Genomic DNA, 23,433 nt, shown 5'->3' with positions numbered 1-23,433 from the left:
TCTAGTCCAGCAGGAGTAGCGCGGTGGGCGCGTCCGCCGACGTGTTGGCCAGTTCCTCGAACTCACCGACGTTGTCGATCTCGGTACCCATCGAGATGTTGGTGACCCGCTCCAGAATGATTTCCACGACGACGGGAACCTTGTGCTCGTTGGCCAGAGTCCTGGCCCGCACGAGCGCCTCACCGATGAGCTCGGGCTCGGTAACACGAAGCGCTTTGCACCCCAGACCTTCTGCGACCTGCACGTGGTCGACGCCATAGCCCTTGGGGATGCCGGGCTGAGTGTCCACGGTGTCCTGATGGTTTATGTTGTCGAATCCCAACTGCACGCAGAAGTCCATGTCGAACGCGCGCTGCGCCTGCCGGATCAGCCCGAGGTACGAGTTGTTCACCACCACATGCACGTACGGCAGATTGAATTGCGCACCGACGGCCAGCTCCTCGATCATGAACTGGAAGTCGTAATCTCCGGACAGTGCAACGACATTCGCCTTGGGATCGGCAGCCACCGCACCCAGTGCCGCGGGAATGGTCCAGCCGAGCGGGCCGGCCTGCCCGCAGTTGATCCAGTTGCGAGGGGAGTAGACGTGCAGGAACTGACCGCCCGCGATCTGTGAGAGCCCGATGGTGCTGATGTAGCGGGTATCGCGATCGAAGACCTTGTTCATCTCCTCGTACACGCGCTGCGGCTTGATCGGCACGTTGTCGAAGTGCGTGCGCCGATGCATCGTGCGCTTGCGCGTCGCGCAGTCGTCGACCCAACCGGACAGATCACGCAGAGACCCTGCGGCACGACGCTCTTCGGCGACGGCAACGAGCTGCTCGAGAGCCGCCTTGGCGTCGGAGATGATGCCGTAGTCCGGTGCGAAGACGCGTCCGATCTGGGTCGGTTCGATGTCGACGTGGACGAACTTCCGCCCCTTGCGGTAGGTGTCGAGTCCACCGGTATGCCGGTTGGCCCAACGGTTTCCGATGCCGAGCACGAAGTCCGAGGCCAGCAGCGTTGCGTTGCCGTATCGGTGCGCGGTCTGCAGACCGACCATTCCCGCGGCGAGGCGGTGATCGTCCGGGATGGTGCCCCAGCCCATCAACGTCGGGATGACCGGTACGTCGAGGATCTCGGCGAGCTGCACGAGCAAGTCCGACGCATCGGCGTTGATGATTCCGCCGCCGGCCACGATCAACGGGCGCTCGGCAGCGAGGAGCATGTCGATGGCCTTCTCGGCCTGAGCACGCGAGGCGACGGGCTTGTGCACGGGCAGCGACTGGTACGTGTCGGGATCGAAGTCGATCTCGGCCAACTGCACGTCGATGGGCAGGTCGATCAACACCGGACCGGGGCGACCGGACCGCATCAGATGGAACGCCTGCGCGAATGCACCGGGAACCTGCGCCGGTTCGAGCACCGTCATCGCCATCTTGGTGACGGGTGCCGCGATCGACGCGATGTCGACGGCCTGGAAGTCCTCCTTGTGCAGCCGCGCGACCGGGGCCTGGCCGGTGATGGCGAGGATCGGAATCGAGTCGGCCATGGCCGAGTACAGGCCGGTGATCATGTCGGTACCGGCCGGACCGGATGTTCCGATACAGATGCCGATGTTTCCCGGTGCGGCCCGGGTGAAGCCCTCCGCCATGTGCGAGGCCCCTTCGACGTGGCGGGCCAGCACGTGGCGGATGCCACCGTGATTGCGCATCGCCGCGTAGAACGGGTTGATCGCAGCACCGGGCAGGCCGAATGCGGTTGTTGCACCTTCGAGTTCGAGAATCTTCACTGCGGCATCGGCCGCGCGCATCCTGGCCATGTCAGTTGTCCTTACCCGAGAGCCGAGCGACACCACGATAGAGTGCCGAATGATCCAGTCCACCATCGCCGTTGGCGCGGGCGGAGGCCATCAGCTGCGCCAGCACTGCGCCCATCGGAATCACGACGCCCGCTTCCCGCGCAGCCGAGGTGACGATTCCGAGATCCTTGTGGTGCAGGTCGATGCGGAAGCCAGGCTCGAACGAGCGGTCCAGCATCTTCTGCGCCTTCTGGTTGAGTACAGCCGAACCGGCGAGGCCGCCGCCGAGAACCTCCACCGACGCAGCCAGATCGACGCCGTAGGCCTCGAGGAACGCGATCGCCTCGGCGAGCACCTGAATGTTGCCGGCCACGATCAACTGGTTGGCCGCCTTGACCGTCTGCCCGGATCCGCTCGGACCCACGTGCACGACGGTCTTACCGACGACATCGAGAATCGGCTTGGCCGTGGCGAAGTCGTCCGCGCTGCCACCGACCATGATCGACAGAGTCGCGTTTTCGGCACCGGCCTGGCCACCGGAGACCGGGGCGTCGAGGATACGGAACCCGCGCGCGGACGCGTCGGCTGCCAAGGTGGCGGTGACGTCGGGACGGATGCTCGAGAAGTCGATGATCAGCGCGTCGCGTCGGGCATTGTCGAACACCCCGCCTTCACCGGCGAGAACGTCCTGGACATCCGGAGAGTCGGGGACCATGATCGCGACGATGTCGGCGTCGTGGACGGCCTTGGCGATCGAGTCGGCCGCGGTACCACCGGCTTCGACGAGGGGGCCGGTGCGATCGGGCGTGAGGTTGTAGCCGACCACCTGGTGGCCTGCCTTGGCGAGATGAACGGACATGGGGCTGCCCATGATCCCGAGGCCGATGAATGCAATGGTGCTCATGAAAATTCCCTACTTGGTAGTGGTGACGCGGGCCGAGTCGAGCCAGGCGAATGCGTCTTGTTGGGTGGCTTTGTATTCGAGTCCGACGTAGCCGTCGTAACCCCGTGCTGCCAGACCGGTGAGCTGTCCGCCGAGATCGAGGCTGCCGGTTCCCGGCTCACCGCGGCCCGGGGAGTCGGCGATCTGCACGTGCCCGATCAGGGCGTGGTGGGCCTCGAGTGCTGCGGGAACGTCTTCTCCGTTGACGGCGAGGTGGTACAGGTCGGCGAGCAGGCGCAGGTTGTATACGTCCTGCTCACGGGCGACACGCCTGATGGTTGCGACGGCACCGGCGGCAGACTTCAACGGGTATGCGGGCGCACCGCTGACGGGTTCCACCAGCACGACGCCGCCGAACTTCGCTGCAGCTCTGCCTGCGGCGGCCAGGTTCTCGATGGCGACCTCGTCCTGATCCAGCGGATCCACACCGTCGACGCGGTTGCCGTACAGGGCGTTGGAGGCCCGGGTGCCCAGTTGCTCGCCGATTCCGACGGTGACGTCGATGTTGTCGCGGAACGCCTGCCTTTGCGCTGGATCGGAGAGGATCCCGCGATCTCCGGCGGGCATGTCTCCCGCCGCGAAGTTCAATCCGGTCAGCTGTACGCCCGCATCTCGGACGGACGAGACGAATGCATCGACGTCGGCATCGGACGGGACCGGGTTCGAGAACGGCCACCAGAATTCGACGGCGTCGAACCCCGCGTCGCGGGCACGCTGCGGGCGATCGAGCAGAGGCACATCGGTGAAGAGAATGGAACAGTTCACGGTGTACTGAAGTCGGGAATCAGCAAAGGGGTTCATGCGCAGTGCCTTTCAGTTCTGTGGTTGCGGCAGTCCGCGGTATCGACGCCAGCTGCCGGCATAGGTGATGTCGGTCAGCTCATCCGGTTGCGCGTCGAGCACCCCGGGGCGGAGGCCGACGCCGAGGACGGAACGCCCGTCCTCGAGCGCAACGACGGTGAGCTCGAGCTCCGGCGGTTCGTCCGGGAGGAATGCCGTACGGATGTCGTCGAGCGGAATGTCGTACAGCTCGCCCTCGATGGCCGCACCGGCGGTGTGATCGAGCAACAGCGCCGGAAATTCGTCCCGTACGGAGAAGAACCGGTAGATGGGTGTGGTGCGCACCGTGCCCACGAACGGGTGCGAGGAGACGTTGTGGTGCAGGCTGCCGCCGCGCATGGCACCGCCATTGCAGAAGAGCTCCGTCATGTAGTCGTTCCTTTCGGAGTCGAGCGAACCGTCTGAAAGTCCATAATGCGGAATAACAATTCCGTTTGTTCGACCGAGTGTGGCGTGCGCCACGTGGTCCTGTCAAGACCCGGGGTGGGCCTGTGCGCCCAAAGGGGCGCTGCTGCAACACGACAGCACCCTCGCGCAGCGGCCTGCACATCGACTCTTGACACCGGTTGTGATCGGTGTCACGCTCAATTAGTGGAATCAACATTTCGTAATGCGGAATTAGAAGTACGCGGTCTCGACGCGACGACCGAATTGAACGAGGCTCCCGAGGCCGAAGCTGCTCGAATACTGTCACTCTGCCTGGACGTTCCCCGTTGGGTGGACGAGGTTCTGCGGCACCGACCGTTCGCCGACGACCGGTCCCTTCGCCACGCCATCACCCACGCCGCATCTCCACTGACGGCCGACGAAGTACACCGAGCACTCGCGGTGCATCCCCGTATCGGCGAACGGCCGGAGGGTGACGATGCCAGCGCGCGCCATGCGAGCACCGAGCAATCCGGCGTGGACGTCTCGGACGAGAGCGTCGAACAACGTCTTCGGGCCGGGAACCTGGCCTACGAGAGGCGCTTCGGGCAGGTGTTCCTGATCAGGGCAGCCGGCCGCGACGCGCACGACGTTCTGAAGGCCCTGGACAGCCGGCTCGGCAACGATCGTCGGACCGAAGCTGCGGTCGTCGAGCACGAACTGCGAGAGATCGCGGCATTGCGCGCGACAGGAAGCCTGGACGAATGACGAGTCATGTCACCGCCCACGTACTTGACGCCGCGAGAGGTGTTCCTGCACAAGGACTCTCGATCCAACTGAACGATACTGACGGCAACGCGGTTGCACAGTCCGTCACCGACGAACAGGGCAGAGTCTCCTCGCTCGGGCCGAGTGAACTGACGCCCGGAACCTATCGCCTCACCTTCGACACCGGTGCGTACTTCGCGGCGCAGAACACCGCGTGCTTTCACCCCGAAGTTGTCGTCACCTTCGAGATCACCGCACCCGACCAGCACTATCACATCCCACTTCTGTTGAGCCCGTTCGCTTTCACCACCTATCGAGGGAGCTAGAAACAATGACCATCGTGCTCGGAGCAAACCAGTACGGCAAAGCCGAATGCAGACTCGTCCGCATCGACCGCGAGACGCCCCGCCACCGGATCACCGACGTCAGCGTCACCTCCCAACTGCGCGGCGACCTCGACGCCGTCCACATCGAAGGCGACAACGCACACGTCGTCGCGACCGACACCCAGAAGAACACCGTCTATGCCTTCGCCCGCGACGGCATCGGCGCGATCGAGAACTTCGCACTCCGTCTCGGCGCGCACTTCACCGGCAACTTCGATTGGATCACCGGTGGACGCTGGGGAATCGAGCAGTACCAGTGGTCGCGTATCGCGAACGGGGAAGACGGATACGACCATTCCTTCGTCAAGGCGAGCGACGAGAAGCGGAACACCATCGTCACGGTCGACGGCGACGACATCTCCATCGTCTCCGGAATCAGCGATCTCGTGGTCCTCAACTCGACGGCGTCGGAATTCTGGGGTTACCCGAACGATCGCTACACCACGCTGAAGGAAACCACGGACCGAATCCTGGCCACCTCGGTCAGCGCCCGCTGGCGGTACCTCACCACCGAGCTCGATTTCGACAAGACCTTCGACGACGTCCGTTCGATCATGCTCGACGCCTTCGCGTCCACTCACTCTCTTGCGTTGCAGCAGAGCCTGTTCCAGATGGGTAAGCAGGTTCTCGAAGCACACCCGGAGATCGGCGAGATCAAGTTCTCGATGCCCAACATCCACCACTTCCTCGTCGACCTCGAGCCGTTCGGACTCGACAACCCCGGTGAGGTCTTCTACGTCGCGGATCGCCCCTACGGTCTGATCGAGGCCACGGTGGAACGCGACGATGCCCCGGACGCAGGCCGCGCCTGGGATACCGTGCCCGGATTCTGCTAGGAGCGCCGACATGAAGCTGACGAAACGCACGCCGACCAAGACTCATGCGCCGCACGACCCCGCCCGTCCCGAGGACGAGCGGTTGTCGATCGGCAGGTCGTACGTCTACGGATTGCAGCACATCCTGACGATGTACGGCGGTGTCATCGCACCACCCCTGATCGTCGGCGGCGCAGCGGGATTGACCGGCACCGAGATCGCACTGCTGGTCTCGGCCGCGTTGTTCGTCAGCGGAGCCGCCACGTTGCTTCAGACGCTGGGACTGCCGTACTTCGGTGCCAAGCTACCTCTGGTACAGGGTATTTCGTTCGCGTCGGTGTCGACTATGGTGGCTATCGCGAGCGGCCCGGGCGGGCTGAACTCGGTGTTCGGAGCCATCATCGCCGCCGGCGCGATCGGCATCCTCATCACCCCGTTCTTCAGCGAGATCGTTCGCTTCTTCCCACCGGTGGTGACCGGCACGATCATCACCGTCATCGGCATCTCCCTACTGCCCGTTGCGGTTCGGTGGGCCATGGGCGGTGATCAACAGGCCACCGACTGGGGCTCGATGTCCAACATCGGTCTCGCGGCATTCAGCCTCGTGGTGGTTCTGCTCGTCAGCAGGCTCGTACAGGGCACGCTCTCGCGCCTGTCGATCCTCATCGGCATCATCGTCGGCACGGTGTTCGCGGTCCTGGTCGGCAAGGCCGATTTCTCCGGTGTGAGTGACGGTGCCATCTTCAGCTTCCCCGAGCCGTTCGCGTTCGGAGCACCGACATTCCAGATGGCAGCCATCATGTCGATGGTCGTCGTCATCCTGGTGATCATGACCGAGACCACCGCCGACATCCTGGCCGTCGGTGAAATCGTGGGCACCGACGTCGATGCTCGACGCGTCGGCGACGGCCTGCGAGCAGACATGGTCGCCACCACCATCGCTCCCGTGTTCGGCACCTTCCCGGCCAGTGCGTTCGCCCAGAACGTCGGGCTCGTGGCCGTCACCGGTATCAAGAGTCGCTACGTCGTCGCAGCCGGCGGCTCGGTGCTGCTGTTCCTCGGACTCTTTCCCGTTCTCGGGCTCGTGGTGGCGTCGGTGCCGCTGCCGGTACTCGGCGGTGCGGGCATCGTGTTGTTCGGCTCGGTGGCGGCAAGCGGCATCCGGACGCTGTCCAGGGTCGAGTTCGACGGCAACCTCAACCTCGTCATCGTGGCGGTGGCCATCGGATTCGGTGTCATTCCCATCGCCGTGCCCGGCTTCTATGCGGCCTTCCCCGACTGGGTCCACGTGGTGCTCGACTCGGGCATCAGCGCCGCGAGCATCGTTGCCGTCGTGCTGAACATCCTGTTCAACGTCATCACGAAGGGCCAGAAGCCCTCACCCTCGGTGGTAACCGCTGCACCGCCGGTGGCGACCCGGCATCACCAGTAGAGTCCTTCGGGACGGGTACGACTACGACGGTGCGAGGTGGACTGTGGCGGCAGGTGGCGGGGTGCAGTCCGTGGAGCGCGCGTTCGAGCTGCTCGACATCATGGCAGCCTCCGGCGGATCCATCGGGATCAGCGAACTGGCCGAGGCGACCGATCTGCCGATGCCCACGGTGCACCGACTGATCGGGACCCTCGTCTCCCTGGGCTACGTCAGGCGCTTACCGTCACGCCGATATGCATTGGGCACCAAGCTCATTCGATTGGGAGACAGCGCCTCCAAGCTCATCGGTGGATGGGCCAAGCCGTATCTCGCGGAGCTGGTCCGGATAACCCACGAAACGTCCAACATGGCGTTTCTCGAGGACGACATGGCGGTGTACGTCGCGCAGGTGCCGTCCGAGCACGCGATGCGGATGTTCAACGAGGTGGGTCAGCGCGTGCTGCCGCATTCCACCGGCGTCGGCAAGGCGCTGCTGTCGCAGTTGGACGACGATGCCGTCCGCGCGATCGTCGGTCGCCTGGGCATGGCCCCGCGGACCGTCAACACCATCACCACACTCGACGCCCTACTCGCAGACCTCGCCGTGATCCGCGAACGCGGTTACGCCGTCGACGACGGTGAGCAGGAAGTGGGCGTGCGCTGCTTCGCCGTCCCGGTGCTCGGCGCTCCGACGCTCACGGCGATGTCCATCGCGGGGCCCTCGGCTCGGGTCACCCTCGAATCGGCCGAACAGTTCGTACCGCTGCTGATCTCGGCGGCCGAGCGACTGGCGAAGGATCTCGCGAGCAACGTTCCAGCGCCCTAATCCTTCAATACCCTGGCGTCACGAGCGAAGGACTGCACTTCCTCGGTCAGCCACACGTGCGCCGGAACTGCGCCGCCGAGTAGTTCACGGGCCAATGCCGGGGAATCCCCGATCGGGACATCGCTGCCGGCGATGATGATATTGCCGTAACGCCTGCCCTTGAGCATCGCCGGATCCGCGACGATCGCCGTGTGAGGAAATATGCTTCCGATGGTCGACGCCTCCTGCTTCGCGAGCGACAGGTCCCGGCGGTCACCGCAGTTGACGACGTACATGCCGCCGGGTGAGAGGACGCGTCGGACATGCTCGGTGAATTCGGCGGTGAGCAACGGGGCTGGAGTTACCGCTCCCGCGAACACATCTCGCACGATCAGGTCACGGCTGTTCTCGCTGAGCGTCTCGGTGACGGCCCGCGCTTCGCCGACGCGGATGCGGAGCAGCGGTGCCCGCGGGAGGTCGAACCACTCGCGGACCAATTCCGAGAGCCTGCCGTCGAGCTCCACCACCACCTGACGCGCACCGGGGAATTCGGCGGTGAACGAGCGGGCCAGCGTGCAGGCTCCGCCGCCCAGATGCAGCGCTCTCAGCGGGAAGCTCGAATCCCACTGCGCACGAACCAGTCCCGAAATCCACCGCATGTACTCGAATTCGAGGACGGTGGGGTCGTTCATGTCGATGTGCGAACTGGGAACATCGTTGACGTTGACGACCCACCCATCGGCGGAGAATGTATCGCGGACCAATTCACAGGTGCCGGAATCGATTTCGAATAGTCCGGGCTTCAGGCCTCCAGCGGACTCGCGCTTCCTACCCATGGGAGTCCACGAGCCGAAAATCCTCGAAATCGAATCCGGGAGTGACGATGCAGCTCACCAGGCTCGGCTCGTCGCCCACCGGCTGCGCCCGCTGCCACACTAACGGTGGCACGATCTGCTGCGGGGATTCGGGCGCAACCAGCAGCGAGGTCGCGTCACCCAGCTTGTCCCCTGCGCCGCCGAGGTCCAGCTTCACTGGACTGCCTCGGTGGTACAGCCACATCTCGGTGCCGCGGACGGTGTGCCAGGCCGACTGCTGACCGGGCATCAGCAGGAACAGGATTGCCGTTCCTGCCGCGCGGGGACCGGGATAAACGTCGGGCAGAGATATCTGTGGAATCGTGATCTCGCTGCGCCAGGTCTCGCGAAACCAACCACCCTCCGGGTGGGGTGCAAGGTCCAGGCCCTGAGCCCAGTCGGGCAGCGATGTCATGCCGGCAAGCCTAGTCAGTCCGTGGCGACCTGAACCCGGAACCTGTCCCGTTCGGTGTGCAGGCTCCACAGCTGCTCGGCGAGAGCCTCGGGGCTCTTCTTCGGATCGCTGCCATCGATGGCACCACCGATGATCAACTGCGACACCTGAATTCCCTCGTCGGCCAACTCCTCGTTGAGCAGCTGCGCATATGCGGCCTGGCCCGCGAACGCGATGGACGTGCCGGTGACCGTACGACCGGGCTTCACCGCAGAGCCGCCGTTGACGAACAGGATCGTGCCTTTGTTCTTGCCGAGGAATCGCATTCCCGGTAGCACCTGATGGACGGCAGCGATCGATCCGTAGATGGAGAACTCGACCGGGCCCACCATGTCTGCCGGGGTGGTCTCGAGCACGGGCCGCATGAAGTCCTTCTGCGGAAGCGGGCTGTACTGCAGCACCTCGATGGGGCCGAGCGTTTCGGTGACCTGCTCCAAGGCCGCGGCGATCGAGGCCGGGTCGCGCACGTCGGCGGCGAAGCCCTTGGCGGATATACCGTCGGCCACCAGCTGATCAGCGAGCGAGTCGACACGGGACTGGTTGCGGGAGATGAGACCGACCGAGAAGCCCTGCGCGCCGAACTTACGCGCCACTGCTGCTCCGAGACCTGCACCTGCTCCGACTATTGCTATGGACGTCATGTCGAATGCAAGGACCGACGATCCTCGACTATTCCGACGACCGCCTCGAGCAGGGTTTCCGCACTCCGGTGCAGCGCCGTGACATCACCTGTCCAGCCGAGCACCCGCAGGGCGGCCTCGGCGATCCCCGCCGCATCCGCCGTCGGGTCGCGGCGTCCGTTCTCGCGGTCGGCACGCGCGTTCACCACGGTCTCCACCAGGCGAAACGGCAGGTCTTCCGTGCCCGGTCGACGCTCGGAGTCGAGTTGACCCAACGTGTCCGACGCGATGGCCGCATACAGACTCATCAGCGTGTACCGATGGTCGCGGAAGGTCTCGAAGCGCTCGCTGCGCAGCTCGGGCAGCAGGTAGAGCGCGCCCAGATTCCAGGTGGACGCGGCGAGCTGCCCGGCGTCGAAGTAGGCGAGCGCGTACATCTGGGTCGAGGCATCGGCCCCGGAATCACGGATTCGCTGCGCAACGGCCAACGGCGCGTCGACGGTGCCGCTGAGAAGTGCGTCGAGGATGTCGTCCTTGGTCGCGAAGTGGTGATAGAGCGAGGCCTGACGCAATCCGACGGCGTCGGCGATGACGCGAGTCGAGGTGTTGGTGAAGCCGCGAGTGGTGAACAACTCGGCCGCTGCGTCGAGGATTTCCTCGCGGGCGGTGTCTCCTGCCCGCTTCTTTGTGCTCAGCCGTGGTCTGCCTGCGCCGGTCATGACTGCATCCTGTCAGGTCCACGTGACGGTGAGATTTCTGTCATCTGATCGAAATAGACGAAACGAGCTTGTTTCACGACGGACACCGCGCGGGAACGGCGGTGCAGAAAACTATCAACTGACAGAAACCCGCCTCGGCGATGCAGCGGGCGGTCACTCACCACCCACCTCGCCAGTAGGAGACACGATGAGCTCGACAACATTGCCGGCCCCCGGCGCGGGTTCGGAACCGGTCCGCACCTCGGACCATTCGGATCTTGCTGCCCTCGGTTACGACCAGCAGCTGCACCGCAGCCTCGGCAAGTACGCGTCGTTCGCTGCCGGATTCTCGTTCGTCTCGATTCTGACCACCATCTTCCAGCTCTTCGGCCTCGGCTTCAGCTTCGGCGGCCCGGCCTTCTTTCTCACCTGGCCGCTGGTGTTCCTCGGCCAGTTCATGGTGGCCCTCAACTTCGCCGAACTCGCGGCCCGCTATCCCATCTCGGGTGCCATCTACCACTGGTCGCGGCGCATGGGCGGTGAACTGGTCGGCTGGTTCGCCGGGTGGTTCATGATCATCGCGCAGATCGTCACCGCTTCCGCCGCCGCCATCGCGTTGCAGGTGGTGCTCCCCAGCATCTGGGGCGGGTTCCAGCTGATCGGCGAGGACACCGCACTCACCTCCCCCAGCGGTGCGGCGAATGCCGTTGTGCTTGGGTCGATTCTGCTGGTACTCACCACCTTCATCAACTGCATCGGTGTGAACTGGATGTCGCGCATCAACAGCATCGGTGTCACCTGCGAAATCGCCGGCGTCATCGCCCTGGTGCTGGTGTTCTTCACCCACGCCGAGCGCGGACCGCAGGTGGTCTTCGACACCGGAAGTGCCGGAGCCGATCCCGGCTACATCGGGGCCTGGATCGTCTCGGGACTGATGGCCGCCTACGTCATGGTCGGCTTCGGTTCGGCCGGCGAGCTCGCCGAGGAAACCCGCAATCCCCGACGCGTCGCACCGCGCACCATCCGCCTCGCCCTGTCGGCATCGGCACTCGGCGGTGGCCTGATGATCGTCGGCGCACTGATGGCCGCACCGAGCCTCACCGACGGTCAGCTTGCGACCCAGGGCCTTCCGTACGTCATCGACTCGATCCTCACGTCCCCGTGGGGCAAGGTCCTGCTCGTGGACGTCGCCATTGCCGTGTTCATCTGCACGCTCGCCATTCAGACCGCGGCCTCGCGGCTGATGTTCTCGATGGCCCGCGACGGTCGCCTTCCCGCGTCCGCTGCCTTGGCAAAGGTCAACTCACGCACTGGAACTCCCATCGCACCCTCGGTGCTCATCGGCCTAGCCTGCATCGCGATCCTGGCGGTCAACGTCGGCAACTCCGCGATCTTCACCACGCTTTCGAGCGTCTGCATCGTGCTGATCTACCTCGCGTACATGATGGTGACCGTCCCGCTGCTGATCCAGCGACTCAAGGGCTGGCCGCACGGCGGAGTGCAGAAGGACAGCGACGGCGAGAAGCTCTTCACACTCGGCCGACTCGGCTTGCCCGTCAACATCGCCGCAGTTTTCTACGGCGGACTCATGGTGGTCAACCTGTCGTGGCCGCGAGCCGAGATCTTCGACCCCACGGGTGAATTCCCACTGCTGCGATGGGCCGCACCACTGACCGTCCTCGCAGTGATCGTCGTGGGTATCGCCTGCCTGCCCCACGGCAAAGCCCACCCGAAGCCCGTCACGATCGGAGCCTGAACCATGAGCACCGCAACAACGTATTCCGCCAAGGAACACGCACGATCCCAGGCGACCGTCGCGCCCGCACCCACAGCACCGGAGGGTGTCTCGGAGCTCACGTGGGCCGAATCGGTGCCTGGCGGCAGCTACACCACCAAGGTCCTGGCTCGCGGAACACGGCTGCGACTCGTCGACGTCGACGGTGACGCCTGCGCCAACCTGCTGCTCTACCGCGTCGACGCGCCGTGGGAACGGCTCAACACCGCCGACACCGTCAAGGTTCCGTGGCAGGCGTACCTGAGCGCAGGCCATCCCCTGCTCTCGGACCAGGGCCGCGTGCTGGCGACCATCGTCGACGACACCTCCGGCCACCACGACGCACTGTGCGGCACGACGTCCTCGGCGACCAACACCGCGAAATACGGAGTGAGCGGACCACATTCGCCGGCCCCTGCAGGGCGTGAACTGTTCACCCTCGCCGCAGCCAAGCACGGACTCGAACCGCGGGACGTCGCACCGTCACTGTCGTTCTTCCACGGCGTCACCGTCGAAGCGGACGGGAGCCTCGTCAGCACCGGCTCGGCCGGACCCGGCCGCTCGATGGATCTGCTCATCCACTTGCCGGTGATCGTGTTGCTCGTCAACACCGCTCACCCACTCGACCCCAGCCCCGAGTACCCCACAACGACGCTCGACGTACTGGCCTGGAAGGCACCCGAAGAGCTACTCGCCCTCGACAACACAGAACCGGAATACCAGCGCGCAGTGCAGAACACCGAGAACGCATGGAAGGCAGCGCAATGACCACCAGCACCCTCGAGACTACGATCGTACGAGACGAGATCGCCCCCGCGTTCGGTCCCTGGTCCGCCATCGTCGAAGCCGGTGACATCCTGACCATCGTCGACCTCTACGGCAATCAGGCCGTCGACACTCTCCTGTACAGCGCACACGACCACTCGCTCCGGTACTCCGCAGCAGCGACGGTCACCGCGCAGCAGAACCTGTTCCTCACCACCGGAACCGTTCTGCGCACCGATGATTCGACTCCGTTGATGACGATCGTCCGGGACGAGGTCGGCAACCACGACACCGTCGGCGGTGCGTGCTCCAAGGAATCGAACACCCTGCGCTACGGCCACCACACCCAGCACCAGCACGCGTGCGTCGAGAACTTCCTCATCGAAGGTTCCAAGTGGGGCCTCGGCAAGCGAGACCTGGCCCCCAACATCAACTTCTTCATGAACGTCCCCGTCGATGCCGACGGCACCCTCGGAATCGTCGACGGTCTGTCGGCCCCCGGCAAGAAGCTCTCGCTGCGCGCCGAGATCGACACCCTGGTGTTGGTCTCGAACTGCCCGCAGATCAACAACCCCTGCAACGGGTTCGACCCCACTGCGGTGCAGATGATCGTGACGCGAGAGTCGGCGGGGGCATGAACGCGGTGAGTACAGCCGCCAAGATGACCGTGCAGCGGCCTGGAATGCTCACCACGGTGCAGGACTGGCCGGGACGCGTCGGCTACTGGAAGGTGGGCGTGCCGCCGTCGGGACCGATGGACGATCTGTCGTTCCGGCTCGGCAACACCGCGCTCGGCAACCCCGAGGGTGCACCGGGGCTCGAATCCACCATGGCCGGGCCGGCTTTGACCTTCGACGCCGACACCTACGTCTGCGTCACCGGTGCCGCAGTGCCGGTGCGCATCGACGGAAGATCGGTGCCGCAGTGGCGACCCGTGTTGGTCCCCGCCGGTGCACAGCTGGACGTGGGCACCACCACCGGCCACGGACTGCGGGTGTACGTACTGATCCAGGGCGGCCTGGACGTCGAGGATTACCTTGGCAGCGCAGCAACATTCACGCTCGGCAAGTTCGGCGGACATCGCGGTGGCGTCCTGGGCGAGGGCGACATCATCGGACTGGCCGGCCGCTCCGACAACTCCGCCGTCCTCGGACCCATCCCCATGGAACACCTGCCGGTGCTGACGTCCAACTGGGACATTGCCGTCACCGAGGGCCCACACGGAGCGCCCGAGTTCTTCACCCGCGACGACATCGACACCCTCTACGCCACTCGCTACGAGGTGCACTTCAATTCCGATCGCACCGGAGTCCGGCTGATCGGCCCCAAGCCGCAGTGGGCTCGCGCCGACGGCGGCGAGGCCGGACTGCACCCGTCCAACATCCACGACAACGCCTACAGCGTCGGAGCATTGGACTTCACCGGCGACACCCCGATCCTGCTCGGCCCCGACGGCCCCAGCCTGGGCGGATTCGTCTGTCCTGTCACCGTTGTCGCGGCCGAACGCTGGAAGCTCGGCCAGCTGCGCCCCGGCGACACCATCCGCTTCGTTCCTGTGAAGGCCGCGGCCACCGCGCCGTTGGGATCGCTCGGCCTCGCCCGGCGCGCATCACTGCCCGCGGTCTTCTCCGCCGGAGGTGACGGTGACGACGGCGTCATCGCTCGGCGCGACGCCGACACGTGCGTCACCTACCGCCGGTCGGGCGACGACAACGTGCTCGTCGAGTACGGCGACATGAAGCTCGACCTCACTCTGCGAGCCCGGGTGCACGCCCTGCATCAGCGGGTCGAGGCCATCGCGCCCCGAGGCCTGATCGATCTGACCCCCGGCATCCGCTCGTTGCAGGTCAAGGTGAATCCCGATGTGCTGTCGATTGATTCGTTGATGGGACTGCTCGCCGAGGTCGAGGACGATCTGCCCGCGGCCTCGGAACTCGTGGTGCCCAGCCGCCAGGTTCGGCTGCCGCTGTCGTGGGACGACCCGTCGACCAGGGAAGCGATCCAGCGATACATGCACGGTGTGCGCGCCGACGCCCCGTGGTGTCCCTGGAACATCGAGTTCATCCGCCGGATGAACGGACTCGATTCCGTGGCAGAGGTATTCGACACCGTGTTCGCCGCCGACTACATGGTGCTCGGACTCGGTGACGTGTACTTGGGCGCTCCGGTGGCAACTCCACTCGACCCACGACACCGCCTGGTGACGACGAAGTACAACCCGGCACGCACGTGGACTCCGGAAAACGCCGTCGGTATCGGCGGAGCCTACCTGTGCATCTATGGCATGGAAGGCCCCGGCGGATACCAGTTCGTCGGCCGAACCACGCAGGTGTGGAACCACAGTGCCACGTACAGCGGCGGGCCGTTCGAGGAAGGAACGCCGTGGCTGTTGCGGTTCTTCGACCGAATCTCCTGGTACTCGGTCGAACCCGAGGAGCTGATGGACCTGCGCGCCGATCTGGCGGCCGGCCGCGGCGGTGGAGTGGAGATCACCGACGGTGAGTTCTCACTCGCCGAGCACCAGAACTTCCTCGAGACCAACGCCGAGTCCATCGCCGAGTTCCGCGCGACGCAGTCCGTGGCCTTCGGAGCCGAGCGAGACGCGTGGTCGGCAGCCGGAGAATTCGATACGACGAAGGGCAGAACCGATGCGGCCTGAGATACGAGAGCGAGTTCTGCTGGCGTACAAACGTATTGCCGAGGTGGACCGCCCCGAGGTGTGGATCACCCTGCGCGACGAGAACGACGTGCTGGCCGAGGCCACGGCTCTCGAACGTGCTCTGGAGGCAGACGCAGATCTGCCGCTCGCGGGCGTGCTGGTTGCGGTCAAGGACAACATCGACGTGGCGGGTCTGCCCACTACTGCTGCCTGCCCCGAATTCGCCTATGCGCCGACAGAATCCGCCACTGTCATCGAGCGACTCACGAGCCAGGGCGCACTGGTGCTGGGCAAGACCAACCTGGACCAGTTCGCCACAGGACTGGTCGGCACCCGCAGCCCCTACGGAGCAGTGCGCTGCGCCTGGGACCCCACGCTGGTCTCGGGCGGATCCAGCTCCGGCTCTGCTGCCGCGGTGGCGCTGGGCATCGTGGACATCGGAATCGGCACCGACACAGCTGGTTCCGGACGAGTCCCCGCCGCTTTCCACGGCTTGGTGGGCATCAAGACCTCGCTGGGAATCGTGCCGAACACCGGCGTGGTTCCCGCGTGCGCCGACTACGACTGCGTCACCGTGCTGGCTCACGATCTCGACAGTGCCACGGCGGCGATGAAGGTGATGACCGGTCCCACGATGACCGATCCACGTAGCCGGGCCTGGCCCGCCGACGTTCGACTGGCCGCGGCGCCGAACCCCCGCGTTGCCGTCCCGCGAGGTGAGGACTTGGCGTCGTTGAGCCCGGCGTACCGTCGGGCATTCGAGGAGACGGTCGCAGGCCTGGCCGAGAAGGGCTTCACCCACGTCGAAGTCGATATCTCGGGGCTGCTCGATGCGGCGAAGCTGCTCTACGACGGAGCCATTGTGGCGCAGCGGTATTCGGCCGTCGGGAAGTTCCTCGACACCGCTCCGGCCGGGGCCGATCCCACGGTGGCCGCGATCGTCGGATCGGCGGCGGGGCCGTCCGCCCACCGGTACGTGGACGATCTCGATGCTCTCGCCAGAGCCGAGACCGCGGCCAGGGCGCTGCTGAACGGCGTCGACGGTCTGCTGCTGCCCACGACGACCGAACACCCGACCATCGCTGCGGTGCAGTCGGATCCGATCGGCATCAATCGTCGCCTCGGTACGTTCACCAACTTCTGCAATCTGCTCGACATGGCAGCGGTGGCGGTTCCCGGTGCCCCGACGCTCGACGGCAGTCCGTTCGGAGTCATGTTCGTCGTCCCCGCCTTCGAGGATCAGATCGCGATCGACCTCGCCGCTCGACTGGGTGGCAGTGCTTCTCCGTCGCTGATCGACGACGGTATCGAGGTGTTGGCCGTAGGAGCGCATCTGCGCGGTTTTCCGGTGCACCACCAGTTGACCGAACGCGGCGCACGGTTCAGCGGGGAGGTGACCACATCTGCGGACTATCGACTGGTGGATCTGCACACCACACCGCCCAAGCCCGGACTGGTGCGGCGGGAAGGGGACGGCGCACCCATTGCCGGAGAGCTGTACCGAATGTCCGCCGCCGCGCTCGGCACCTTCCTCGCCGGGTTGCCCGCGCCGATGGGCCTCGGGCCGGTCGAGTTGTCGGACGGACGCTGGGTCACCGGGTTCTGCTGCGCACACGATGCGGCCGAGAAAGGAACCGATATCACCGAGTACGGGGGTTGGCGCGCCTACTGCACTGCGCTGAATCATGCCGGGGCTCAGACGGGAAGGGGCTTGCCGCCATCGGTGGCGACACGCACCGCCAGTAGCCCGAGCACGGTGCCCATGAGGTAGCGCTGCATCTTCAGCCAGGTGGGCCGGACGGCGAGGAATCGGGCGATCGATCCGGCCAGCACCACGATCGCCAGGTTGACTGCCACCGCCACGGCGATCTGCACGCCGCCGAGCGTGAAGCCCTGCAGCAGAAGGCGTCCGGACGCGGGATCGACGAACTGCGGAATGACGGAGATGTACATGATCGCGATCTTCGGATTCAGCAGGTTGGTCACCAGACCCATGGTGAACAGCCGCTGGGTCGAATCCTGTTGCAGCTCGGCCGGTTCGAATGCCGAGACGCTCCCGCGCAGCGCTTGCACCGCCAACCAGGCAAGGTAGGCGGCACCCGCGAGCTTGACCACTGTGTACAACGCGGGCACGGCCGTGAACACCGCTGCCAGGCCGAGATTGGTGGCCGTCAGATAGACGAGGAAGCCGACGGCCACACCTGCGAGCGACACCATTCCCGCCCGCCTGCCTTGCGAGATGCTTCGCGAGACGAGGTAGATCATGTTGGGACCCGGCGTCAGAACCAACGCCAGAGCCACCGCGAACACCCCGAAGACAGCGGAATACGAGACCATGGTGTCGAGCATGGGCGACCGGGGCCTACGGCTCCATGGCCAGTTGCCATGTCGTGGTTACCTACCCGGCGCGCACGGCCTCCGCGACCGCGTCACCTATCGCCGCCATTCCGGCCGCCGTCGGATGCAGTGGCGCAGCGGGATTCTGCGGGACGACGCCCTCGAAGTATCGCTGATCGGGAGCCACACAGACGTCGTGGCCGACGCTCAGCGCCTCGGTGTCGACGAACTCGGCACCGTGTTCGTCGGCCTGCGTCTTCAAGGCCTCGTTCATCGCGGTGATGCTGCCCTGGATGAAGTCGGCGTCCTCGGGCAGCATCGGCTGAGTGGGGAAGCATCCGCCGTCCGGCAGATACGTGCCGTAACCGACGACCAGGATCCGCGCGTCGGGCGCACGTTCGGTCACCGCGTCGAGCATGGCTCCCCAGATTGGGGTCTTCTCCGCGATGGCGGCGGCGACGGTGTCGACGCCGCCCGCAGTGAGCCGGTCCTTGCAGACATTGGTGGCCGACGACGCCGTGAAGGTCAGGCAGCCCACGGCCGTCGACACCAGTCCGATGTCGTTTCCGCCGATCGTGATCGTCACCAGATCGGTGTCTGCAGACACTGCATCGAGCTGCACCGGAACCTCCCCACTGGACGTGCCCTGCGGAGTGGAGACGATGTTCTCGGTGACTGCCCCCGAGCACGTGACGTCGACGAACGAAGCGACAGCGAGTTCTTCCGCGAGAACGTGCGGGTAGTTGGAGTCGGATTGCTGGCATCCCGGCGCGCCGACCTGGTTGGGGATACGCGGGCCCGCTGCGGCCGAATCCCCGAGGGCCACGTAGTCGAGGGAGGCCGGAGCGCTCGCAGTCGGCGCGGGAGATTCCGTCGTGCAGGCCGTGAGCACACAGGCAGCCGCAGCAACACCGGCGAGGATTCCCTGGCGTCTCACAGCCTCGACGCTACAGCTCGCGGTAACCTCGACCGGGTTGTTCGCACGAAACATCTACACAACGAAGGCAGGAACATTTCATGATCACCAATTTCATCAACGCGATCCTCGGCGGCTTCGGCTCCATCTCCGCAGGCAGCAGCGGCTTCGAGCTGGCCCCGGGCACTCTGCCCTTCGGCCTGTAGAGAGCGGCCGATCGAGCACCCGTGCGGTGCCGACGGTTCGTCCGACACCGCACGGGTACACGGCACCCATGACTGATCCCAAGCACGACGAGAACTCTGCCCCCGACGCCGAGAAGGACGTCACGTCAGACCCGGCCGCGGCCGCCGCAGACAACGATTGGTCCAGCGAAGGCGGCGCAATCGAAACCGGCCCCGCGACCGCGGACGAGCGCACCGACAGCAACTAGCCGGTCAGACGGCGTGGTGCGGCCCGTAACGTGCGGACATCGCCGTCGGCGACGATGTGTTCGACCGTGTCTCCTCGGGCACGCATCGATTCGTCGACGGTGAAGTTCACCCGGGCGTCGCCGAGCCAATCCACGCCGACGACGATTCCGATGGTGCCCTTCGGGATGCCGCTGCGCCATCGCACGCGCCCGAGATTTCGGACCGCCACAACGGTCTCGCCGATCTCGAAATGCCCCATTTGCCCCCCCGGCTCGATTCTTACCGACCAGTAGACCTCGAGTGAACTACCTGTTCAAGCGGTGCATCCGCGCTTACCGGCGGCAGTGGCAGCACGGCGGACGGCCATTCCAAGTCGAATCAGTCCATTTCCCTGTTCGACCTACCGAAATACGACCATCGGTACTTTTCGCCTGAATAATTTGCCAGATTGGCAATAATTCTTGCCAATGTCTGCCCGCCGGCCGCACACTTCGTACATGACTTCAGACACTGTTCACCACCCCCCGGTCGACGCGATCATCGTCGGCGGCGGCGTTGCCGGTCTCAGCGCTGCCGTGGCCCTCGGCCGTTCCCGACGCTCGGTCGTGGTCGTCGACGCCGGCGACCCCCGCAATGCGCCTGCCGCACATTCGCACAACTACCTCACCCGTGACGGCGAGTCGCCTCTCGAACTGGTACGGCTCGGCCGCGAGGAGGCACGTCACTACGGGGCCCACATCATCGAGGGCACCGCGCGGTCGGCAACCCGCACCGAATCCGGCTTCGAGGTGACATCTGGCTTCGAGGTGACCTTGGGCGACGGCTCCGTCGTGCGTGGCCGTCGCCTGTTGGTCACCACCGGCCTCACCGATGTTCTCCCCGACATTCCCGGCCTTGCCGAGCGGTGGGGCCGCGACGTGCTGCACTGTCCGTACTGCCACGGCTGGGAAGTTCGGGACCGCAGGATCGGGATCATCGGCAGTGCCATGGTCGGGCACCAGGCACAGATGTGGCGTCAGCTCACCGAGCAGGTCACGGTGTTCGCTCACACGGCACCGGTACTGCACGCCGCGGAACTCGAACGGCTCACCGCACGGGGCATCGACGTCGTCGACGAGGCATTGGCTCGGATCGACGTCGAGAACGACGCCATCGTCGGCGCGACACTCGTGAACGGCAGGCAGGTCGTGCTCGACGCCGTGGTCGTGGGACCCAACTTCACCTCGCGCGCCGACATCCTGGTCTCGCTCGGAATCGGCACCACCGAGATGGTGATGAACGACCACGTTCTCGGCACCTACATCGAGGCAGACCCCGTCGGTGCTACCTCTGTTCCCGGTGTCTGGGTGGCCGGGAACGTCGCTGCGCCGATGGACACGGTGGTCGCGGCGGCGGCGGCGGGAGTGAAGGCGGGTGCTGCGATCAACGGCGACCTGATCGAAGAGGACGTCCGCATCGCAGTCGAGCGGAGCACGTCCGCGACCTACTGAGTGCAGTTCTGTCACCGAATCCACTGACCGAAGACGTATATTCACCGATGGAGGCGTCGAGAAAGTAGCGGTGTGCAGGCCGCGAGCGAGAAGGAAGTGGGTCCTTCGATGAATACGAAGGTCGCTGCGCCCTTTGCCGTCCAGTCCAAACGGACAGCAGGACTGGCCGCCGTGGTCGTCATCGCGACCACTTTCTTCGTTCTCGGCGACGCCGACGTGCGGGCGGGCGTCCTGGCCACGGTCGCCGTCGGCTCGGTGCTCGCCATCAGCACAGCCATTCGCCGATACCGTCCCGACGACTCTCGGTGCTGGTGGGCACTGTTCGGAGCCTCGGTGCTGTTCATGTTCGGCGTCTCGCTCCGCAGCGATCCCAGCACGCTGACCCATTCCTTCACGTTGCTACCCGACCTGTTCACCCTCACCGGGTATCTGCTCGTCGGCTACGCACTGTCGCGGTGGATTCGAGATCGCCAGTCGATCGACGACATAACACCACTGGTCGATGCGGGCCTGATCTTCCTCGGCACCCTGTTTCTGTCGTGGTTGCTGTTCATCTCACCGGCCCTCGAATCCTCGCACTCGTCGGCATCGACTGTGGTGAACGGCGCGTACCCAGCGATCGACGCAGCGCTGATCACGCTGACCACCTACCTGTTGTACTCGTCCAAACCCCGCACAGCGGCGCTGCAGTGGGCACTGATCGCTCTGATTGCGACGCTCGTCGGCGACGTATCCTACGCATTCGCTGCCACGACTGCCGACGCGCCGTCCTCGGGGCTGCTCGACGGTATCTACCTCTTCGCATACCTCTCCCTGGCGATGGCAGCGCTCGATCCATCCATGCGCACCGTCTCGCAGCGGCAGGATCCGGCACCCGCCCACAGCAACCGTCGGGTCGTGTTCGTGGTGACGCTGCTGGTCGTGTGCGCCACCGTGCCCCTGCTGGGCTCGGCGGTATCCACCGGAGACCTGGTCGTGCGTTCGCTGCTACTCGCGTCGATCTTGGTAGGTGCCTTCCTACGCGGCGAACGCGCACTCACCAGAGTTCAGTTCGGCAAGGAGCACGCCAAGTATCTCGCGGCTCACGACCTGTTGACCGGCCTACCGAACCGCACGATGCTGGACGAGGAATACGCCCGACACGAGCGCTCGCAGACTCCTGGACGCACCTGCATTCTGTTCGTTGACCTCGACAACTTCAAGATCGTCAACGACTCCTACGGCCACCGCGTCGGTGACGAACTGATCGTCGCCGCTGCGCGCCGTATCCGCACCGCCGTCGGTGCCGCCGATTCCGTCGTTCGCTACGCCGGCGACGAATTCATAGTCCTTGCCCGGCGTGATCGTCTCGGCGCAGAAGAATTGGCCCGTCGCATCATCGACCGAATGAACGAGCCCTTCCCGCTCAGCGCCGCGACGGCCTACGTCACGGCATCGGTCGGCATCGCCGATGCAGACCGATTGCACGACGCCATTCGCGAGGCCGATACCGCGATGTATCACGCCAAATCTCTCGGTGCCGCACGCTATGCGTTGTTCGACGAATCCTTGCGCGCACGTGCCACTTCCGCGATGGAGACCACGACCGCGCTGCGCGGTGCGATCAGACGCGGCGAGCTCGAGGTGTACTACCAACCCATCGTCGCAACGAAATCTCGCAAAACCGTCGTGTACGAGGCACTCGTGCGTTGGAATTGGCAGGGGCGAGTGCGTACTCCCAACGAATTCATTCCGATCGCCGAATCGACGAACCTCATCAAGGACATCGGTGAATGGGTGCTGCGCACCGCTATCTCCGATCTGGTGACGCTGCGCGCCAACGGGCAGGACGTCACGATGTCGGTGAACGTGTCTCCGATGCAATTGCGCGACGATTCGTTGCCGGTCATCGTCGGACGACTACTCGACACGTACGGTCTCGTCGGAGCCGACCTCGCCCTCGAGATCACCGAAAGCGTCTTGATCGACGACATCGGCACGGCTAACAGCGTTCTCGATCGACTGGCCGACACGGGGGTCCTCGTCGTGCTCGACGATTTCGGCATCGGCTACTCCTCGCTCAACCGGCTGCGCGCGATGCCGATCGCGCTACTCAAAATCGACAAGTCCTTCATCCACGAGATCGGCAACTCCGACTGGGACAATCAGCTCATTCGCGCCATCACCGCGATGGCGTCGGCCCTATCGGTGAGAACGGTTGCGGAGGGTGTCGAGACCGAAGAACAAGCCGCCATCGTCGAGGCGCTCGAATGCCGCTTCGCGCAGGGCTTTCTGTTCGGCAGACCCGCACCCATCGCACACTGGCTGCTCGAATCGGCGCAGCAACGGTGATCACGGTG

The 23,433-nt window shown here is 65.1% G+C and carries 24 protein-coding genes; 13 read left to right on the top strand and 11 right to left on the bottom strand.

Translation table 11 applies throughout. The annotated features are described in order from the left end of the window. Position 1 precedes the first annotated feature (1 nt). Genes gcl through QM797_RS03755 form a run of 4 tightly spaced genes read right to left on the bottom strand, consistent with a single transcriptional unit; the run spans position 2 to position 3,932 of the window. Positions 2–1,801: a glyoxylate carboligase gene (gene gcl / locus QM797_RS03770; protein ID WP_283273796.1), complete on the bottom strand. Its 1,800-nt coding sequence runs from the start codon at positions 1,799–1,801 to the stop codon at positions 2–4. Position 1,802: 1 nt separating this feature from the next. After that, complete coding sequence (locus QM797_RS03765) at positions 1,803–2,684, bottom strand: 2-hydroxy-3-oxopropionate reductase (protein ID WP_283273794.1); 882 nt, start codon at positions 2,682–2,684, stop codon at positions 1,803–1,805. Positions 2,685–2,693: 9 nt separating this feature from the next. After that, positions 2,694–3,524, bottom strand: coding sequence for a hydroxypyruvate isomerase family protein (locus QM797_RS03760; RefSeq protein ID WP_283273793.1), 831 nt, complete (start codon positions 3,522–3,524; stop codon positions 2,694–2,696). A gap of 12 nt (positions 3,525–3,536) precedes the next feature. Continuing rightward, complete coding sequence (locus QM797_RS03755; protein WP_283273792.1) at positions 3,537–3,932, bottom strand: allophanate hydrolase-related protein; 396 nt, start codon at positions 3,930–3,932, stop codon at positions 3,537–3,539. Between the two features lie 222 nt (positions 3,933–4,154). Between QM797_RS03755 and uraD the strand changes: the two genes are divergently transcribed. The 5 genes from uraD to QM797_RS03730 are packed head-to-tail and all read left to right on the top strand — an operon-like array spanning position 4,155 to position 8,135. Further along, positions 4,155–4,697, top strand: a complete 543-nt coding sequence (gene uraD / locus QM797_RS03750) for a 2-oxo-4-hydroxy-4-carboxy-5-ureidoimidazoline decarboxylase (RefSeq protein WP_283273791.1) — start codon at positions 4,155–4,157, stop codon at positions 4,695–4,697. Further along, the gene (gene uraH / locus QM797_RS03745; protein WP_283273790.1) at positions 4,694–5,023 is read left to right on the top strand and encodes a hydroxyisourate hydrolase; all 330 of its coding nucleotides are present in this window, start codon (positions 4,694–4,696) and stop codon (positions 5,021–5,023) included. Before uraD ends, uraH begins: the two co-directional genes overlap by 4 nt. A gap of 5 nt (positions 5,024–5,028) precedes the next feature. After that, on the top strand, positions 5,029–5,919 hold the full coding sequence (gene pucL / locus QM797_RS03740) for a factor-independent urate hydroxylase (protein ID WP_283273789.1): 891 nt from the start codon (positions 5,029–5,031) through the stop codon (positions 5,917–5,919). Positions 5,920–5,929: 10 nt separating this feature from the next. Beyond that, the gene (locus tag QM797_RS03735; protein WP_283273788.1) at positions 5,930–7,330 is read left to right on the top strand and encodes a nucleobase:cation symporter-2 family protein; all 1,401 of its coding nucleotides are present in this window, start codon (positions 5,930–5,932) and stop codon (positions 7,328–7,330) included. Between the two features lie 43 nt (positions 7,331–7,373). Further along, positions 7,374–8,135, top strand: coding sequence for an IclR family transcriptional regulator (locus QM797_RS03730; RefSeq protein WP_283273787.1), 762 nt, complete (start codon positions 7,374–7,376; stop codon positions 8,133–8,135). Here the strand turns inward: QM797_RS03730 and QM797_RS03725 are convergent. The 4 genes from QM797_RS03725 to QM797_RS03710 are packed head-to-tail and all read right to left on the bottom strand — an operon-like array spanning position 8,132 to position 10,761. Then, positions 8,132–8,950 (bottom strand): spermidine synthase, encoded by an 819-nt coding sequence (locus QM797_RS03725; RefSeq protein WP_283273786.1) that lies wholly within the window; start codon positions 8,948–8,950, stop codon positions 8,132–8,134. The genes QM797_RS03730 and QM797_RS03725 overlap by 4 nt on opposite strands. Continuing rightward, positions 8,943–9,383, bottom strand: a complete 441-nt coding sequence (locus QM797_RS03720; RefSeq protein WP_283273785.1) for a cupin domain-containing protein — start codon at positions 9,381–9,383, stop codon at positions 8,943–8,945. Before QM797_RS03720 ends, QM797_RS03725 begins: the two co-directional genes overlap by 8 nt. Before the next feature lie 14 nt (positions 9,384–9,397). After that, positions 9,398–10,063: an SDR family NAD(P)-dependent oxidoreductase gene (locus QM797_RS03715; RefSeq protein WP_283273784.1), complete on the bottom strand. Its 666-nt coding sequence runs from the start codon at positions 10,061–10,063 to the stop codon at positions 9,398–9,400. Next, on the bottom strand, positions 10,060–10,761 hold the full coding sequence (locus QM797_RS03710; protein WP_283273783.1) for a TetR/AcrR family transcriptional regulator: 702 nt from the start codon (positions 10,759–10,761) through the stop codon (positions 10,060–10,062). Before QM797_RS03710 ends, QM797_RS03715 begins: the two co-directional genes overlap by 4 nt. Before the next feature lie 187 nt (positions 10,762–10,948). Here QM797_RS03710 and QM797_RS03705 point away from each other — a divergent pair, with 187 nt between their 5' ends. From QM797_RS03705 to atzF, 5 genes are read left to right on the top strand one after another with little or no spacing between them, the layout of a single operon-like run. Further along, a complete protein-coding gene (locus tag QM797_RS03705; protein WP_283273782.1) occupies positions 10,949–12,496 on the top strand; it encodes an amino acid permease in 1,548 nt (515 codons plus the stop codon). Between the two features lie 3 nt (positions 12,497–12,499). Then, positions 12,500–13,282, top strand: coding sequence for an urea amidolyase associated protein UAAP1 (locus QM797_RS03700; RefSeq protein ID WP_283273781.1), 783 nt, complete (start codon positions 12,500–12,502; stop codon positions 13,280–13,282). After that, positions 13,279–13,917: an urea amidolyase associated protein UAAP2 gene (locus tag QM797_RS03695; protein WP_283273780.1), complete on the top strand. Its 639-nt coding sequence runs from the start codon at positions 13,279–13,281 to the stop codon at positions 13,915–13,917. Before QM797_RS03700 ends, QM797_RS03695 begins: the two co-directional genes overlap by 4 nt. Then, positions 13,914–15,938, top strand: coding sequence for a 5-oxoprolinase/urea amidolyase family protein (locus tag QM797_RS03690; RefSeq protein ID WP_283273779.1), 2,025 nt, complete (start codon positions 13,914–13,916; stop codon positions 15,936–15,938). Before QM797_RS03695 ends, QM797_RS03690 begins: the two co-directional genes overlap by 4 nt. Next, positions 15,928–17,709 (top strand): allophanate hydrolase, encoded by a 1,782-nt coding sequence (atzF, locus tag QM797_RS03685; protein WP_283273778.1) that lies wholly within the window; start codon positions 15,928–15,930, stop codon positions 17,707–17,709. Before QM797_RS03690 ends, atzF begins: the two co-directional genes overlap by 11 nt. Here the strand turns inward: atzF and QM797_RS03680 are convergent. After that, positions 17,634–18,275: a LysE family translocator gene (locus QM797_RS03680; RefSeq protein WP_283275259.1), complete on the bottom strand. Its 642-nt coding sequence runs from the start codon at positions 18,273–18,275 to the stop codon at positions 17,634–17,636. The two genes, atzF and QM797_RS03680, sit on opposite strands and share 76 nt — an antisense overlap. Positions 18,276–18,336: 61 nt before the next feature. Continuing rightward, positions 18,337–19,212 (bottom strand): SGNH/GDSL hydrolase family protein, encoded by an 876-nt coding sequence (locus QM797_RS03675; RefSeq protein WP_283273776.1) that lies wholly within the window; start codon positions 19,210–19,212, stop codon positions 18,337–18,339. Positions 19,213–19,465: 253 nt separating this feature from the next. Between QM797_RS03675 and QM797_RS03670 the strand changes: the two genes are divergently transcribed. Further along, positions 19,466–19,624: a hypothetical protein gene (locus tag QM797_RS03670; protein ID WP_283273775.1), complete on the top strand. Its 159-nt coding sequence runs from the start codon at positions 19,466–19,468 to the stop codon at positions 19,622–19,624. On the opposite strand, the gene QM797_RS03665 is transcribed toward QM797_RS03670, so the two are convergent. Further along, positions 19,621–19,863 (bottom strand): hypothetical protein, encoded by a 243-nt coding sequence (locus QM797_RS03665; protein ID WP_283273774.1) that lies wholly within the window; start codon positions 19,861–19,863, stop codon positions 19,621–19,623. The genes QM797_RS03670 and QM797_RS03665 overlap by 4 nt on opposite strands. A gap of 238 nt (positions 19,864–20,101) precedes the next feature. On the opposite strand from QM797_RS03665, the gene QM797_RS03660 reads away from it, so the two are divergent. Both QM797_RS03660 and QM797_RS03655 read left to right on the top strand, forming a co-directional pair. Beyond that, positions 20,102–21,094, top strand: coding sequence for an NAD(P)/FAD-dependent oxidoreductase (locus tag QM797_RS03660; RefSeq protein WP_283273773.1), 993 nt, complete (start codon positions 20,102–20,104; stop codon positions 21,092–21,094). A 108-nt stretch (positions 21,095–21,202) separates the two neighbouring features. Continuing rightward, positions 21,203–23,425, top strand: a complete 2,223-nt coding sequence (locus tag QM797_RS03655) for a putative bifunctional diguanylate cyclase/phosphodiesterase (RefSeq protein ID WP_283273771.1) — start codon at positions 21,203–21,205, stop codon at positions 23,423–23,425. Positions 23,426–23,433: the final 8 nt, after the last annotated feature.

This window comes from Rhodococcus sp. IEGM 1381 (genome assembly GCF_030056795.1).
GTDB lineage: Bacteria > Actinomycetota > Actinomycetes > Mycobacteriales > Mycobacteriaceae > Rhodococcoides.
Note: the sequence above shows the minus strand (reverse complement) of the source record. Positions and strands in the feature narration are given on the sequence as shown.